Annotated in this window: 12 protein-coding genes and 1 tRNA gene; all 13 read left to right on the plus strand. The window is 68.1% G+C overall.

Annotation, left to right across the window (positions count from 1 at the left end):
- Positions 1–17 precede the first annotated feature (17 nt).
- The 13 genes from pheT to AB8810_RS09705 all read left to right on the plus strand — a co-directional run bounded on the left by pheT (position 18) and on the right by AB8810_RS09705 (position 15,292).
- Positions 18–2,396, plus strand: a complete 2,379-nt coding sequence (gene pheT, locus AB8810_RS09645) for a phenylalanine--tRNA ligase subunit beta (RefSeq protein WP_369916365.1) — start codon at positions 18–20, stop codon at positions 2,394–2,396.
- A gap of 21 nt (positions 2,397–2,417) precedes the next feature.
- Positions 2,418–2,717 carry an integration host factor subunit alpha gene (locus AB8810_RS09650; protein ID WP_003466661.1) on the plus strand — a complete coding sequence of 100 codons (300 nt, stop codon included), beginning with the start codon at positions 2,418–2,420 and terminating at the stop codon, positions 2,715–2,717.
- A complete protein-coding gene (locus AB8810_RS09655) occupies positions 2,698–3,054 on the plus strand; it encodes a MerR family transcriptional regulator (RefSeq protein WP_009597860.1) in 357 nt (118 codons plus the stop codon). Before AB8810_RS09650 ends, AB8810_RS09655 begins: the two co-directional genes overlap by 20 nt.
- Before the next feature lie 97 nt (positions 3,055–3,151).
- A tRNA-Pro gene (locus tag AB8810_RS09660) sits at positions 3,152–3,228 on the plus strand.
- A gap of 611 nt (positions 3,229–3,839) precedes the next feature.
- Positions 3,840–4,541, plus strand: a complete 702-nt coding sequence (locus AB8810_RS09665) for a polysaccharide biosynthesis/export family protein (RefSeq protein WP_179565369.1) — start codon at positions 3,840–3,842, stop codon at positions 4,539–4,541.
- Positions 4,523–5,950, plus strand: a complete 1,428-nt coding sequence (locus tag AB8810_RS09670; RefSeq protein WP_179565674.1) for a GumC family protein — start codon at positions 4,523–4,525, stop codon at positions 5,948–5,950. The genes AB8810_RS09665 and AB8810_RS09670 overlap by 19 nt, the downstream gene beginning before the upstream one ends.
- A 317-nt stretch (positions 5,951–6,267) precedes the next feature.
- The gene (locus AB8810_RS09675) at positions 6,268–7,728 is read left to right on the plus strand and encodes an undecaprenyl-phosphate glucose phosphotransferase (protein ID WP_179565367.1); all 1,461 of its coding nucleotides are present in this window, start codon (positions 6,268–6,270) and stop codon (positions 7,726–7,728) included.
- Between the two features lie 247 nt (positions 7,729–7,975).
- Entirely contained in the window at positions 7,976–9,232 is a 1,257-nt protein-coding gene (locus AB8810_RS09680; protein WP_369916657.1) for a polysaccharide biosynthesis protein GumE, read from the plus strand.
- Positions 9,229–10,326, plus strand: coding sequence for an acyltransferase family protein (locus tag AB8810_RS09685; RefSeq protein ID WP_369916366.1), 1,098 nt, complete (start codon positions 9,229–9,231; stop codon positions 10,324–10,326). Before AB8810_RS09680 ends, AB8810_RS09685 begins: the two co-directional genes overlap by 4 nt.
- Before the next feature lie 43 nt (positions 10,327–10,369).
- The gene (locus tag AB8810_RS09690; RefSeq protein ID WP_369916367.1) at positions 10,370–11,503 is read left to right on the plus strand and encodes a glycosyltransferase family 4 protein; all 1,134 of its coding nucleotides are present in this window, start codon (positions 10,370–10,372) and stop codon (positions 11,501–11,503) included.
- Positions 11,500–12,549 (plus strand): glycosyltransferase, encoded by a 1,050-nt coding sequence (locus AB8810_RS09695; RefSeq protein WP_191823978.1) that lies wholly within the window; start codon positions 11,500–11,502, stop codon positions 12,547–12,549. Before AB8810_RS09690 ends, AB8810_RS09695 begins: the two co-directional genes overlap by 4 nt.
- Entirely contained in the window at positions 12,546–14,051 is a 1,506-nt protein-coding gene (locus AB8810_RS09700) for a lipopolysaccharide biosynthesis protein (protein WP_191823979.1), read from the plus strand. The genes AB8810_RS09695 and AB8810_RS09700 overlap by 4 nt, the downstream gene beginning before the upstream one ends.
- 53 nt (positions 14,052–14,104) lie before the next feature.
- A complete protein-coding gene (locus AB8810_RS09705) occupies positions 14,105–15,292 on the plus strand; it encodes a glycosyltransferase family 1 protein (RefSeq protein WP_225209651.1) in 1,188 nt (395 codons plus the stop codon).
- The last annotated feature ends 7 nt before the right edge of the window (positions 15,293–15,299 follow it).

The raw sequence follows: 15,299 nt of genomic DNA on the forward strand, positions 1-15,299 counted from the left end.
TCGATTCCCGGCCTCTCATGAAATTCAGCGAAAACTGGCTGCGCAGCCACGTCCCCACCCAGGCCACGCGCGATGAACTGGCCGCGACCCTGACCGCCATCGGTCTGGAGGTCGAAGAGGTCACGCCGCTCGGCGAATCGCTGCAGCAGGTGGTGGTGGCGCGCATCGTCGAAGCGGTGCGGCATCCGGAAGCCGATCGGCTGCAGGTGTGCCAGGTCGATGCCGGGCAGGGCGGCTTGCTGCAGATCGTCTGCGGCGCGCCCAACGCGCGCGCCGGGCTGGTCGCGCCGCTGGCGCTGGTCGGCGCCCAGGTCGGCGGCATCGCGATCAAGGCGGCCAAGCTGCGCGGCGTGGAGTCCAACGGCATGTTGTGCTCGGCCAAGGAGCTGGGCCTGGACAGCGATGCGTCGGGCCTGTTCGAACTGCCCGACGACGCGCCGATCGGCCAGGCGCTGGCCGAGTACCTGGGCCTGCCCGACGCCAGCATCGAGATCAAGCTGACCCCGAACCGCGCCGATTGCTTCGGCGTGCGCGGCATCGCCTACGACGTGGCCGCGGCCTGCGCCAGCGAAGTGCTGCCGTTCGCGGCCGAGCCGGTCGCCGTCGCCAGCGAGCGCCACCTCGAGGTGCGCCTGCAGGCGGGCGGCGATGCGCCGCGCTACTGCGGCCGCGTCGTCGAGGATCTCGACCCGGCGGCGAAGACGCCGCTGTGGATGGCCGAGCGCCTGCGCCGCAGCGGCGTGCGCCCGGTGTCGCTGCTGGTCGATATCACCCAGTACGTGATGCTGGAACTGGGCCAGCCGATGCATGCCTTCGACCTGGAGACGCTGCACGGCCCGGTCGGCGTACGCCGCGCGCGTGCCGGGGAAACGCTGAAACTGCTCGACGGCCGCGACGCGACGCTCGACGACAGCTTCCTGGCCGTCACCGACGGCGACCGCGTGGTCGCCCTGGCCGGCTTGATGGGCGGTCACGACACCCGTGTCACCGATGCGACCCGGCATGTGTTCCTGGAGGCCGCGCACTTCGCGCCGGCGGCGATCATGGGCCGCGGCCGCAAGCTCGGCCTGCACACCGATGCCGGCCACCGTTTCGAGCGCGGCGTGGATCCGGCGCTGCCGCGGCCGGCGCTGGAACTGGCGACGCGGCTGGTGCTGGAACTGGCCGGCGGCCGCGCCGGCCCGGTGGTGGAGGCCGAGCTGCGCGAGCACCTGCCGACGCCGGCGCCGATCACGCTGCGCCGCGCGCGCATCGTGCGCGTGCTCGGCATCGAAATCGTCGACGCCGACGTCGAGCGCATCCTGCGCGCGCTGGGCATGGAGGTCGTCGCAACCGGCAATGGCTGGCAGGTCACCGCGCCCAGCCGCCGCTTCGATATCGCGCTGGAAGAAGACCTGATCGAGGAGCTGGCGCGCATCCACGGCTACGACCGCTTGCCGACCACGCTGCCGGGCGGCGCCTCGCGCATCGCCATGGGCAGCGAGACGCAGCTGGACGAACTGAGCGTGCGCCGCCAACTGGTCGCGCGCGAGATGCTGGAAACCATCAACTACGCCTTCGTCGATGCGGCCCTGCTCGACCAGTGGAGCCTGGACGCCGGACGCGTGGCGCTGGCCAATCCGCTCAGCGCCGAACTGGCGGTGATGCGTCCGTCGCTGTTGCCGGGGCTGGTCGCGGCGCTGGGCCGCAACGTCGCCCGCCAGGCCGGGCGGGTGCGCCTGTTCGAGCTGGGCAAGGTGTTCCAGGCCGCGGCGACGGCCGGTGCCGCGCCGGCGGAGACGCAGCGCGTGGCGGCCGCGGTGTGCGGCGATGCCGATGCGCTGCAGTGGGGCCTGCCGGCACGCAAGGTCGACTTCCACGACCTGAAGGGCGACCTGGACGCGCTGGCCAGTGCCGCCGGCGCGCGCCTGGACTACCGTCCGTCGGCGCTGCCGTTCGCGCATCCGACCCGTGCGGCCGACGTGTACCGCGATGGCGCGCGGATCGGCTGGATCGGCCAGTTGCATCCGCGCCTGTTGCAGGCCATGCAGATCGACGTGGAGGTGCTCGGCTTCGAGCTGGATCTGGCGCCGCTGGCCGCGCGTGCGCTGCCGCGTGCCGCCGAGCTGTCGCGGTTCCCGTCGGTGCGCCGCGACCTGGCCTTCCTGGTGCCCGAGGCGGTGGCCTGGTCGGCGCTGGCGAGCAGCGTGCGCGGCGCGGTCGGGCCGCTGCTGCGCGACGTGGTGCTGTTCGATCGCTACGTCGGGCCGGGGGTCGAGGCGGGTTTCAAGAGTCTCGCTATGGGCTTGATTTTGCAGGACAACTCGCGCACTCTGACGGATCGCGATGTGGATGCCGTGGTCGCCGATGCGGTGGCGGCGCTGGCGCGCGAACACGATGCGCGGATTCGCGGCTGAGACGTAGGGGATAGCAGGGCAATGGCGTTGACCAAAGCGGAAATGGCCGAACGGTTGTTCGACGAAGTCGGGCTGAACAAGCGCGAGGCCAAGGAATTCGTCGATGCTTTCTTCGATGTGCTGCGCGATGCGCTGGAGCAGGGACGGCAGGTGAAGCTGTCCGGTTTCGGCAACTTCGATCTGCGCCGCAAGAACCAACGGCCCGGTCGCAATCCCAAGACCGGCGAAGAAATTCCGATCTCGGCGCGGACGGTGGTGACCTTCCGCCCGGGACAGAAGCTCAAGGAGCGAGTGGAGGCTTATGCTGGACCCGGGCAGTAACCGCGAACTTCCGCCGATTCCGGCCAAGCGCTACTTCACCATCGGTGAGGTCAGCGAGCTGTGCGACGTCAAACCGCACGTGCTGCGCTACTGGGAAACCGAATTCCCCAGCCTGGAACCGGTCAAGCGCCGCGGCAACCGCCGCTACTACCAGCGCCACGACGTGCTGATGGTGCGGCAGATCCGCAGCCTGCTGTACGAACAGGGCTATACGATCGGCGGCGCGCGTCTGCGCCTGGAAGGCGAGGGCGCGCGGCAGGAGTCGGCGCTGAGCAACCAGATCATCAAGCAGGTGCGGCAGGAACTGGAAGAAGTGCTGCAGTTGCTGCGGCGCTGAGCGGCAGCGGCGCAACCGGCTAGGAATGGCCGCGCCAATCCCGCTATAATCGCCAGCTCGCCGCGAGGCGGGACCGCCGCAACGGCGGAGTTTTTACCGGGGTATAGCGCAGCCTGGTAGCGCACTAGTCTGGGGGACTAGTGGTCGTCGGTTCGAATCCGGCTACCCCGACCATCTTCGAAGGCCCATGTCAGCGACATGGGCCTTTTTCGTTTTGCGGTGGGTGGGCCGTCCGGGCCGCCACAAACATGCGGCCGGCGTATCAACGATCGGCAGGCAGTCGCCGCAGTGCTCGCCCCAGCGGCGACGCTGGCGGCGCGCGCCACTGGTGCCGTCCCATCGCGGATCGGCTGCAGGACCGTTCGGACGAGGGTGTAGACAAACGCGCTCGGGTCGATGCGACGCCTGCTGCGGCCGCCGCGGGGCCTGCGACGACCGGGACGGAAATCCGGCAGCGAACTGCGGACGAGGACCGTCAACGCCTTGACATGCGTCACGTTAACGTCGTGTATTTTGCGACGTGGCTTCGTTGAACATGCTGAATATTCGGACATGTACTTGAATCCACGCGGTATAGCGTCAAAAAAATGCCGCAAGATGTCTTGGTGAGGGCGGGTAGCTGTGCCATAGTGCACTGCAACACGAGGCTTCGCTGTTGGCCTGGGCGGTCGTCCCAGGCAGGAAATGACACTGCAATCGTCTTACCCGACCGGTGATGGAGCGCTGGCCGGATAGAGGAGTGCGGCGTTCCCAAAACCACTCGACAGAGGGCGTCTGCATCGCGCATGGGTAAACTCTCCGGTACGTTCAACTGGGCATTGTGTCTGGCCCTTTCTTGTCTGGTCTTCCTGTCCGGGTGCAGCAGCACCGGGCCGAAGATGCTGACGGAATTGCCGGCAGGCGATCCGCTGGCCGCCTCCATGGGGCAGCCGGAGTACCTGCTCGGCCCCGGCGACCTGCTGACGGTCAAGGTGTTCCAGGTGGACGACCTGGAGCGCCAGGTGCGGGTCGACAACGAGGGCCGCATCTCGCTGCCGCTGGTCGGCGACATCAAGGCCGCCGGACTCAGCGTCAACGCATTGCAGAAGGACATCACCCAACGCTACCGCAACGGCTATCTGCAGAACCCGCAGGTGTCTGTGCTGGTCGACGAGTTCACCGGCAATCGGGTCACCGTGACCGGCGCGGTGGGCGAGCCGGGCATCTACCCGATCGCCGGTTCGGCGCTGACCCTGCAGCAGGCGCTGTCGCTGGGCAAGGGCGTCAGCGACGTGGCCAGCCGCGGCAACGTGGTGGTGTTCCGCAACGTCGGCGGGCAGAAGATGCTGGCCCGTTTCGATCTGCGCGATATCCAGAAGGGCGTCTCGCCGGATCCTGAAATCTACGGCGGCGACATCGTCGTGGTGTACCGCTCCGATGCGCTCGTCGTGCTGCGCACGATGGTGCAGCTGACCCCGTTCGTCATGGTCTGGCGGGCATACCGATGAGTTCCTCGAGCATGCACACCCGCACCTCCTCGGCGCCGCTGAGCCCGGCCGACATCAGCCTGCTGGACTACTGGAACGCCCTGTACCGGCAGCGCTGGCTGATCGTCGGCCTGACCGTGGCGGTCGTCGCGCTGGCGCTGCTGGTAACGTTATTGATGACGCCCAAGTACCGCGCCACCAGCGTGCTGCAGATCGAGCGCGAGTCCTTGAACGTCACCAACGTGGCGAACCTGATGCCGGTGGAATCGCCGCAGGATCGCGATTTCTACCAGACCCAGTACGAGCTGCTCGGCAGCCGCTCGCTGGCCCGCGCGGTGATCCGCGAGGCGCGGCTGACCCAGGACCCGACGTTCAAGCCGCTGGTCGACGAGGCGCTGGAGAAGCTGCAGGGCAATGGCGATGGCCGTGCCCCGTCGCCGGAGGCGCGCGCCGCCGCCGCCGAGAATGCGCTGGTCGGCCCGGTGCTGGACGCGTTGACGATCGAGCCGGTGCGCGATTCGCGGCTGGTGCGGATCAACTTCGATTCGCCCGACCGGGTGCTGGCCACGCGCGTGGCCAACACCTACGCCAAGATGTTCATCGCCTCGACCCAGGAGCGGCGCCTGCAGGCGTCCTCGTTCGCCGCCAAGTATCTGTCCGAGCGGCTGGAGCAGCTGCGCGACAAGGTGGAAGAGTCGGAGAAGAACGCGGTCGACTACTCCAGCAAGGAGCAGATCGTGTCGCTGGGCGACGACAAGCCGTCGCTGCCGACGCAGAACATGAGCGAGTTGAACGTGCGCCTGGCCGCCGCGCAGGATGCGCGGATCAAGGCCGAGTCGGCCTGGCGCCAGGCCGGGATCGGCGACGGCATGGGCCTGCCGCAGGTGATCAGCAGCCCGCTGATCCAGAGCCTGCGCGCCGAGCAGGCCAAGCTGGCGGCCGACTACCAGCAGAAGCTGGCCACCTTCCAGCCGGGCTACCCGGAGATGCAGCGCCTGCAGAACCAGATCGCCGAGACCAAGCGCCAGATCGGCAACGAGATCGCCAACATCCGCAGCGGGCTGAAGAACGATTACGAAGCGGCGCGGCAGCAGGAGACGCTGTTGTCCGAACGCATCTCCAGCCTGAAGAACGACGAGCTGGATCTGCAGACCCGCAGCATCCGCTACAACATGCTGCGGCGCGAAGCCGACACCAACCGCCAGCTCTACGACGCGCTGCTGCAGCGCTACAAGGAGATCGGCGTGGCCGGCAACGTGGGCACCAACAACGTGTCGATCGTCGACCGCGCCGACGTGCCGGGCAAGCCGAGTTCGCCGAAGACCTTGCTGAACCTGGCGCTGGCGTTCGTGTTCGGCCTGTTCTCGGCGATCGCCATCGCCCTGATCCGCTATTTCCTGCGCGAAGCGCAGGCGGCGGCCGCGGCATGAAGCGCGCGGCGCGACGTCTGCTGCGATGCGCCGTGACCGCGGTCGCGACCGATGCGACGACGCAGGCACATCGTCATGTTTCCTACGCAAATTCTTCAGTGAGGTGATACGTGGTTCAGCTAAGTACAGAGGTGTTCCATTATTTTCCTGACCGGTTGTACGCAGTCGCGGTTCTGTTGAAATAAACATGGGCTGCCGTGGACCTGGGGTCGGTGAGGAAGGCACCGCAGCGGTCCACTGGCAGATGAGATCGAGGCTCGCATACGTCGCATGTTCCCCCGCATGCCACCGACCGAGTTTGGATAGGAATCCCGACCATGCTTCTGGCAGACCTGAGTAGCGCCACCTATACAACGTCGTCCCCCCGCCTGCTGTCCAAATATGCAGCCGCGGCGGATATCCTGCTACGCGTATCGGATCTGACGGTCATCGTCGCCGGTGCGCTGCTGACCCACCGGCTGCTGTTCGGCAACTGGATGCCGGAAGCGTCCTACCGCGTCGCGATCGGCACCACGTTGCTGTACGCGGTGATCTGTTTCGCGCTGTTTCCGCTGTACCGCAGCTGGCGCGGGCGCGGCCTGATGCGCGAGATGATGGTGCTGAGCCTGGCCTGCGGCGGTGTGTTCGCGCTGTTCGCGGTGCATGCCTTCGTGGTGCAGTTCGGGCAGCAGGTCTCGCGGCTGTGGATCGGCCTGTGGTTCGCCACCAGCCTGGCCACCTTGCTGGTCTCGCGCACCATGGTGCGCGGCGTGCTCAACCACCTGCGTTCGGAAGGCGTGGACGTGCAGCGCGTGGTGGTGGTCGGCCTGCGCCATCCGGTGGTCAAGATCCACAACTACCTGAGCCGCAATCCGTGGGTGGGCATGCAACTGGTCGGCTATTTCAGCAGCGACTACGACCTGTCGGTGGCCGATCATCCGAAGAAGCTGCAGTGCCTGGGGGCCGGCACGCCGGAGTCGCTGATCGACTACCTCAACAACAACGAGGTCGAACAGGTATGGATCTCGCTGCCGCTGGGCGAGCGCGACCACATCAAGCAGCTGCTGCAGCAGATGGACCGCTATCCGATCCAGGTCAGGCTGATCCCGGACCTGTTCGACTTCGGCATGCTCAACCAGTCCGGCGACCAGATCGGCAACGTGCCGGTGATCAACCTGCGCCAGGGCGGGGTGGACCGCAACACCTACTTCGTGGTCGCCAAGGCGCTGCAGGACAAGCTGGTCGCGCTGGCCGCGCTGGCGATGCTGTGGCCGGTGATGCTGGCGATCGCGGTGGGCGTGAAGCTGAGTTCGCCGGGTCCGGTGTTCTTCCGCCAGCGCCGCCATGGCCTGGGCGGGCGCGAGTTCTACATGTACAAGTTCCGCTCGATGCGCGTGCAGCAGGAACCCAGCGACGTGGTGGTGCAGGCCAAGCGCGGCGACAGCCGGGTCACCCCGTTCGGCGCGTTCCTGCGCCGCAGCAGCCTGGACGAGCTGCCGCAGCTGTTCAACGTGCTCGGCGGCAGCATGTCGGTGGTGGGGCCGCGGCCGCATGCGGCGCAGCACAACACCCACTACGAGAAGCTGATCAACCATTATATGCAGCGGCACTACGTCAAGCCGGGCATCACCGGTTGGGCCCAGGTCAACGGGTTCCGCGGCGAGACGCCGGAGCTGCGGACGATGAAGAAGCGCATCCAATACGATCTGGATTACATCCGCCGTTGGTCGCTGTGGCTGGATACGCGGATCATCGTGCTCACCGCAGTGAAGGTGCTCGGGCAGAAGACCGCCTACTGATGCGCCCGATGTACCGTTATTGCGCCGACCGTCCCCACTGCCGGCGCCGCCCCGTCGTCGCCGCCGGTGGCGGGGACGGCGGCGGCTGGGCCGCGTGCCGCGTCGCCATCGAGGTCGCTTGCCGCCGTGTCGTGCACGCGGGGCGTTCCGCCCTGGGTGCGTTGCGGTCGCCGTTGTCGCAGCCCGTGGCGCGTCGCGTCGCGCAGCGAGGTGCCGCGTGCTGAACACCGCCATCGATGCGCCGCCGATGACGCTGCGCGAGCAGCGCCACAATCTTCTGATCGAACTGGTGCTGCTGTTCGCCATCGGCTACAACTTCCTGCTCGCGGTGGTGAACGCCAAGGTGTTCCGGGTCAGCCCGGCGATGACCTATGTCGCGGAACTGGCGATCTACGGCGCCTGCTTCCTGATCGGCCTGTGGTCGCTGGACCGCAAGCGCACGGCGATGGTGTTCACCGGCATCGGCCTGCTGGCGCTGCTGATGCTGGTGCGGCTGTTCCTGGTCTGGTCGATCGATCCCAAGTTCTTCCGCGACGCGCTGATCCCGTTCGCGTTCCTGGTGCTGGGCGCGGCCTATACCGGTTCGTTGCCAAAACTTTTTCTGCGCATGGCGCTGATCGTGTCGCTGGTGGCGGCGTTCGAGCTGGCCCTGCCCAAGGTCTACGGCGACGTGGTCAACCCGAAGAGCTACTTCGTCAATGCGCGCGGCGCCAGCGCGTCGAGCTTCTGGAACCAGGACAGCAACCTGTTCGTCAGCGCGACCCGGCCGGGCGCGCGCAACTTCCTGCCGTCCTCCAACCTGCCGCGCGCCTCCTCGGTGTTCATCGAGCCGGTGACGATGGGCAACTTCATCATCTTCTTCACCGCGATCCTGCTGACCTTCTGGCGCTGGATGCGGCCGGTGGGGATCGCCGCGTCGGTGGCGATGATCGGCTTCCTGATCGTGGCCTCGGACGGACGCCTGGCCGCCGGCACCTGCGTGATGATGGTGGCGCTGACCCCGCTGCTGCTGCGCATGGACCAGCGCCTGGGCTTCCTGATCTTCTTCGGCGTGTTGCTGGGCGCGTGGCTGATGGTGTGGGCGTCCGGCATCCAGAGCTACGAGGACACCACCCTGGGGCGGGTGTTCTTCACCGTGTATTCGATCCGCAACATGACCGCGGAATCGTGGCTGGGCCTGGACTTCGACACGCCGTACAAGTATTTCGACAGCGGCATCGCCTATTTCATCTCCTCGCAGTCGGTGGTGCTGGTGCTGGCGTTCCTGCTGGCCTATTCGTTCGCGATGCTGATGCGCACGATCGAGGGCCAGCTGTTCAAGAACCTGTTGATCTTCGCGTTCGCGTTGAGCCTGCTGGTCTCCAACGGCTACTTCTCGATCAAGACCGCGGCGCTGTGGTGGTTCGTCTGCGGCTGCCTGTGGCAGATGGTGCCGCGGCGCGCAGCGGCGGCGACGTTGCCGCCGGCAACCGACACCACGCCGCGTGCGGCGGTGGCGACATGAGCGCCTCCACGCAGGCACTGCAAACGGTGCTGGCCGAGCAGCCGGCCCGCAGCGGCGTGCGCGGCACGCGCGATGCGCGCATCGACGCGGCCAAGGCGCTGGCGATCCTGCTGGTGGTGTTCGGCCACGCCAAGGGCATTCCGCATGCCTATGTGATCCTGGCCTACAGCTTCCACGTGCCGATGTTCTTCGTGCTGTCCGGCTGGGTCGGCGAGGCGTTCGGCAAGCGGCCGCTGGGCATGGCGACCTGGACCAAGCTGGCGCGCAGCCTGTTGCTGCCGTATCTGGCGTTCTTCCTGGTCGCGTACGCGTACTGGATGCTGACCCGCAACATCGGTTCCAAGGCGCAGCTGTGGGGGGACCGGCCGTGGTGGGAACCGTTGCTGGGCCTGGTCAGCGGCATCGGCCCCAAGCTCTACGTGATGCCGGCGTTGTGGTTCCTGCCGGCGCTGTTCGTGACCACGCTGAGCTATCTGTACCTACGCCGGCGCCTGTCGCTGGAGGTGCTGGCGGTGTTGTCGCTGCTGCTGGCCTGGGGCTGGGCGATCTGGTTCCCGACCCAGGATTACCGGCTTCCGTTTGCGCTGGATGTACTACCGGTGTCGCTGTGTTTCTTCGCGGTCGGCGCGGCCGCAGCCAAGCGTAGCGGCCTGCTTCCGACCAGCCGCATGGGCAACGCGCTGGCGGCATTGCTGCTCGGCGCAGTGTGGTTCGCGATCGCCTGGAACAACGGCCGGGTGGACGTGAACATGATGAAGTTCGGGCATTCGCCGCTCGGCTTCCTCGCCGCCAGCCTGCTCGGCAGCGCGATGGCGCTGTGCGTGGCGCGGCTGGTGCAGGAGTGGGCGTGGCTGCAGTGGATCGGACGCAACACCTTGCTGATCCTGTGCACGCATACGTTGCTGTTCTCGGTCATGGCCGGCGTGGCCAGCCGTACCGGCCTGGTCCGCGGCGATGCCTGGGGGCCGGCATGGGCGGTGTCGGTGAGCGTGCTGGCGGTGCTCGCCAGCGTGCCGATGCGCGCGGTGATCGTGCGCGTGGCGCCGTGGATGATCGGGCTGCGGCGCGAGCCGGCACGGCAGGAGGCGTCCTGATGGCGCTGTCGCAATGCGGTGCGCTGGCGCACGGGAGCGTTCAATGAAGGTGGTTCACGTCGTGCGCCAGTTCCATCCGTCGGTGGGCGGCATGGAGGAGGTCGTGCTGAACATCGCGCGGCGGCACCTGCAGCAGGGCCGCGATCAGGTCGAGGTGGTCACCCTGGACCGGGTCTTCACCCGGCCGCAGGAGCGGCTCGCGCAGCGCGATGCGTATCAGGGTGTGCCGATCGTGCGGCTGTCGTACCGCGGGTCCTCGCGTTATCCGCTGGCGCCGAAGGTCCTGGCCGCGCTGCGCGGCGCCGATCTGGTGCACGTGCACGGCATCGATTTCTTCTACGACTTCCTGGCCTTGACCCGGGTGCTGCACGGCACGCCGATGATCGTCTCCACCCATGGCGGCTTCTTCCACACCACCTATGCCTCGCGGCTGAAGATGCTGTGGTTCAAGACGCTGACCCGGGCCTCGGCCCGGGCCTACGCGCGGGTCGTGGCGACCAGCGAGAACGATGGCCAGGTGTTCTCGGCGGTGGTCGCGCCGCAGCGCCTGCGGGTGATCGAGAACGGCGTGGACGTGAGCAAGTTCGCCGGGCAGGGCAGCGCCACGCCGGGACGCACGCTGATCTATTTCGGGCGCTGGTCGGTCAACAAGGGCTTGCTGGAAACGCTGGACCTGCTGCGCGCGCTGGCGGCGCAGGATCCTGCCTGGCAGCTGATCGTGGCCGGGCGCGAATACGATTTCACCCAGGCCGACCTGTTGCAGGCGATCGCCGAACGCGGCCTGCAGGACCGCGTGCAGCTGCGCGTGGCGCCGTCGCAGGAGGAACTGGCGCAGCTGCTCGGCAGCGCGCAGTACTTCGTGTGCCTGTCGCGTCACGAAGGCTTCGGCCTGGCCGCGGTCGAAGCGATGAGCGCCGGTCTGTTGCCGGTGCTGAGCGACATTCCGCCGTTCGCGCGCCTGGTGCGCGAATCGGCGCAAGGCGTGCTGCTGGATCCGGCCGATCCGCAGCGCGCCGCCACTGCGGTACAAGCCTATGCCGCCGCCACCGACGCGACGTTCCCCGCGCAGCGGCAGGCGGCCATGGCCTACGCGCAGCGCTACGACTGGGAGCATGTGGTCGGCGCCTATCTGGACGAATACCGCGCGGTGCTGGGCAAGACGGAGGCGGGGCGATGAGCGACGAACCGCGTTGCAGCGGCGATGCGCGCGTGCCGGGACCGCCGATCACCGTGCTGCTGTCGACCGAGCGGCCGGGCGCGACCACCAATCCGTACCTGACCCAGTTGTACGCGGCATTGCCGCAGCAGGTGCAGTTGCGTTTCTTCTCGATGCGCGCGGCGCTGCTGTCGCGCTACGACGTGCTGCACGTGCACTGGCCGGAATACATGATGCGGCACCCGACGGCGGTGGGCACGCTGGCCAAGCAGGCGTGCATGGCGCTGCTGCTGCTGCGGCTCAAGCTCGGCGGCGTGCCACTGGTGCGCACCTTGCACAACGTGGCCCCGCACGAGGACAAGGGCTGGCGCGAGCGCCTGCTGCTGCGCTGGACCGATCGCCTGACCGCGCGCTGGATCCGCATCAACGCGACCACGCCGGAGCGTGCGCCGGCCACCGACACCATCCTGCACGGCCACTACCGCGACTGGTACGCGGCGATGCCGCAGCCGCCGCGGGTGCCGGGACGCCTGCTGCATTTCGGCCTGCTGCGCCCGTACAAGGGCGTGGAAACCCTGGTCGCGACGCTGCAGGCCTTGCCCGATCCGGCGCTGAGCCTGCGCATCGCCGGCAATCCGATCGATGCGCAGATCCGCGCTGTGGTCGAACAGGCCTGCGCCGCCGATCCGCGGATCAGCGCGCGGCTGCAGTACGTGGAGGACGAGGTGCTGGCGCGCGAAGTCGGCGAGGCCGAACTGGTGGTGCTGCCGTACCGGCAGATGCACAACTCCGGCACGCTGCTGCTGGCGCTGTCGCTGGCGCGGCCGGTGCTGGCGCCGTGGAACGAGGCCAATGCGGCGATCGCCGAAGAGGTCGGGCCGCAGTGGGTGCTGCTGTATCGGGGCGAACTGGATGCGGCGCAGCTGGCCGACGCGCTGGCGCAGGCGCGGCGCCTGCCCGCCGACGCGGTGCCCGACTTGTCGCGGCGCGACTGGAGCGCGATCGGCGTGCAGCACTACCGCAGCTATCTGGATGCGCGCGGCGTGCGCAGCGAGGCACGGGCATGAGCGCGACCGAAACCCCCGGCCCCGCAGCGCCGCCGGAACGCAGCCTCGGCTCGCGCGCGGCCGGTGGCGCCGCCGTCACCATGGCCGGGCAGTTGGCGAAGATGGTGGTGCAGTTCGGCGGCATCGTGCTGCTGGCGCGCTTGCTGACGCCCTACGACTACGGGCTGATGGCGATGGTCACCGCGATCGTCGGCATGGCCGAGATCCTGCGCGACTTCGGCCTGTCCTCGGCTGCGATCCAGGCCAAGCACGTCAGCCGCGAGCAGCGCGACAACCTGTTCTGGATCAACAGCGGCATCGGCCTGGTGCTGGCGATCGTGGTGTTCCTGTCCTCGTCGTGGATCGCGCACTTCTATCGCGAGCCGGCGCTGCTGGGCATCTCGCAGGCGCTGGCGGTGACCTTCCTGCTCAACGGCATGACCACCCAGTACCGCGCGCATCTCAGCCGCGGGCTGCGCTTCGGCCAGGTGTCGCTGAGCGATGTCGGCGCGCAGGTGATGGGCCTGGTCGCCGGCGTCGGCGTGGCCCTGGCCGGCTACGGCTACTGGGCGCTGGTCTGGCAGCAGGTGGTGCAGGCGCTGGTCAACCTGGCGATCGCCGGCGCCTGCGCGCGCTGGCTGCCGCGCGGCTATCGCCGCGACGCGCCGATGCGCGCGTTCCTGAGCTTCGGCTGGAACCTGATGGCCGCGCAGTTGCTCGGCTACGCCAGCCGCAACGTCGGCCAGGTGATCATCGGCCACCGCATCGGGGCCGAGGCGCTGGGCCTGTACAACCGCGCGTTCCAGCTGCTGATGATGCCGCTGAACCAGATCAATGCGCCGGCCACCTCGGTGGCGTTGCCGGTGCTGTCGCAGCTGCAGGACGATCCGCCGCGCTTCGGCAGCTTCCTGCTGCGCGGGCAGACGGTGATGGTGCACCTGATCGTGGCGCTGTTCTCCTGCGCCTGCGCGCTGGCGCTGCCGCTGATCGTGCTGGTGCTCGGCGAACAATGGCGGCCGGCGGTGCCGCTGTTCCAGGTGCTGACCCTCGGCGGCATCTTCCAGACCGCGTCCTACGCCACCTACTGGGTGTTCCTGGCGCATGGCCTGATGCGCGAGCAGTTGGTGTATTCGGTGGTCGGGCGGGTGATGCTGATCGCCTGCATCTTCGCCGGCTCGGCCTGGGGCGTGATGGGCGTGACCATCGGCTACACCCTGGGCCTGCTGGTGATGTGGCCGCTGTCGGTGATCTGGATCGCCAAGGTGGCGCCGCAGGTGCCGGCGCTGGAATTGTTCAACAACGGCCTGCGCGCGATCCTCGGCTACGGCGCGGCCGGCGTGGCGGCGTACTTCGCCGCGCAGCAGTGGGGCGGCAGTTCGCTGTGGCAGCAGCTGGCGGTGGGCGGCGCGGCGATGGCGCTGGGCTGCGTGCTGGTGTTCGCGCTGTGGCCGGCGTTCCGCCGCGACGTGATGGCGATCCTCAACATGCGCACGTTGCTGCGCGACGCCAGGGCCAAACGATGACCCGCGATCCGGCGATCTTTCCCGACACCCCTCTACCGCAAAGGAGCGATGGCATGAGCGATTCTTCCGCAGCGGCGACGCTCGCCGCGGCACCGGCCGCGGCCCTTGCCGGACGCCCGCCGTGCTATCTGGTGCTGTCGGCGCACGACTACCGCACGCCGCGCCGCGCCAACATCCACTTCATCGCCGACGAGCTGGCCAAGCGCGGTACCACGCGCTTCTTCTCGCTGCGCTACAGCCTGCTGTCGCGGATGAAGGGCGACCTGCGGTTGCCGCTGGACGCCACCGCCAACACCGTGGTCAAGCACAACGGCGTGGACTGCTACCTGTGGCGCGCGCCGCTGCATCCGTTCAACACGCGGCGGCGCTGGCTGCGGCCGCTGGAAGACCTGATGTTCAAGCTGTACGCGGCCAAGCCGCCGGCCACGCTGCTGCGCTGGATGCAGGAAGCGGATGTGATCGTGTTCGAAAGCGGCATCGCGGTGGCCTTCATCGAACTGGCGGCACGCATCAACCCGACCGCGCGCAAGGTCTACCGTGCCTCCGACGGCCTGAGCACGATCAACGTCGCCGACTACATCGAGCGCGAATTCGACCGCGTGGCGCCGAGCCTGGACGTGATCGCGCTGGTGTCGCCGGCGATGGCCGAGGAGATTTCCAGCCGCCACAACGTGTTCCATGTGGGCCATGGCGTGGACCACAACCTGGACACGCTCGGCGATCCGTCGCCGTACGGCGAGGGCATCCATGCGGTGGCGGTCGGCTCGATGCTGTTCGATCCGGAATTCTTCGTCGCCGCCAGCCGCGCCTTCCCGCAGGTCACCTTCCACGTGATCGGCTCGGGCATGGGCCGCGCGCCGGGCTACGGCGACAACGTGGTTGTGTACGGCGAGATGAAGCACGCCGAGACCATCGGCTACATCAAGCACGCGCGCTTCGGCATCGCGCCGTACGCGTCGGAGCAGGTGCCGGTGTATCTGGCCGACAGCTCGATGAAGCTGCTGCAATACGATTTCTTCGGCCTGCCGGCGGTGTGTCCGAACGCGGTGGTCGGCAGCTACCAGTCGCGCTTCGGCTATACCCCGGGCGACGAGGCCTCGATCGTCGCGGCGATCGAAAAGGCGCTGCACGCCCCGCACGTGCGCCATCGCCAATGCCTGAGCTGGTCCGAGACCACCGACCGTGTCCTGGATCCGTCGGCCTATCCGGAAACCCGGCTTTTCGCAGGCGATACCGCCTGACACGGAG

Origin of the sequence: Xanthomonas sp. NCPPB 3005 (assembly GCF_041228095.2) — a bacterium.
GTDB classification, from domain to species: Bacteria; Pseudomonadota; Gammaproteobacteria; order Xanthomonadales; family Xanthomonadaceae; genus Xanthomonas_A; species Xanthomonas_A bonasiae.

Excerpts from the sequence above, each read along its gene's own strand:
- AB8810_RS09690 (WP_369916367.1), top strand. The coding sequence starts at position 10,370 with ATGAAGGTGGTTCACGTCGTGCGCCAGTTCCATCCGTCGGTGGGCGGC.
- AB8810_RS09655 (WP_009597860.1), top strand. The coding sequence starts at position 2,698 with ATGCTGGACCCGGGCAGTAACCGCGAACTTCCGCCGATTCCGGCCAAG.
- pheT (WP_369916365.1), top strand. The coding sequence starts at position 18 with ATGAAATTCAGCGAAAACTGGCTGCGCAGCCACGTCCCCACCCAGGCC.
- AB8810_RS09675 (WP_179565367.1), top strand. The coding sequence starts at position 6,268 with ATGCTTCTGGCAGACCTGAGTAGCGCCACCTATACAACGTCGTCCCCC.
- AB8810_RS09650 (WP_003466661.1), top strand. The coding sequence starts at position 2,418 with ATGGCGTTGACCAAAGCGGAAATGGCCGAACGGTTGTTCGACGAAGTC.
- AB8810_RS09705 (WP_225209651.1), top strand. The coding sequence starts at position 14,105 with ATGAGCGATTCTTCCGCAGCGGCGACGCTCGCCGCGGCACCGGCCGCG.
- AB8810_RS09680 (WP_369916657.1), top strand. The coding sequence starts at position 7,976 with ATGACGCTGCGCGAGCAGCGCCACAATCTTCTGATCGAACTGGTGCTG.
- AB8810_RS09700 (WP_191823979.1), top strand. The coding sequence starts at position 12,546 with ATGAGCGCGACCGAAACCCCCGGCCCCGCAGCGCCGCCGGAACGCAGC.
- AB8810_RS09685 (WP_369916366.1), top strand. The coding sequence starts at position 9,229 with ATGAGCGCCTCCACGCAGGCACTGCAAACGGTGCTGGCCGAGCAGCCG.
- AB8810_RS09665 (WP_179565369.1), top strand. The coding sequence starts at position 3,840 with ATGGGTAAACTCTCCGGTACGTTCAACTGGGCATTGTGTCTGGCCCTT.
- AB8810_RS09695 (WP_191823978.1), top strand. The coding sequence starts at position 11,500 with ATGAGCGACGAACCGCGTTGCAGCGGCGATGCGCGCGTGCCGGGACCG.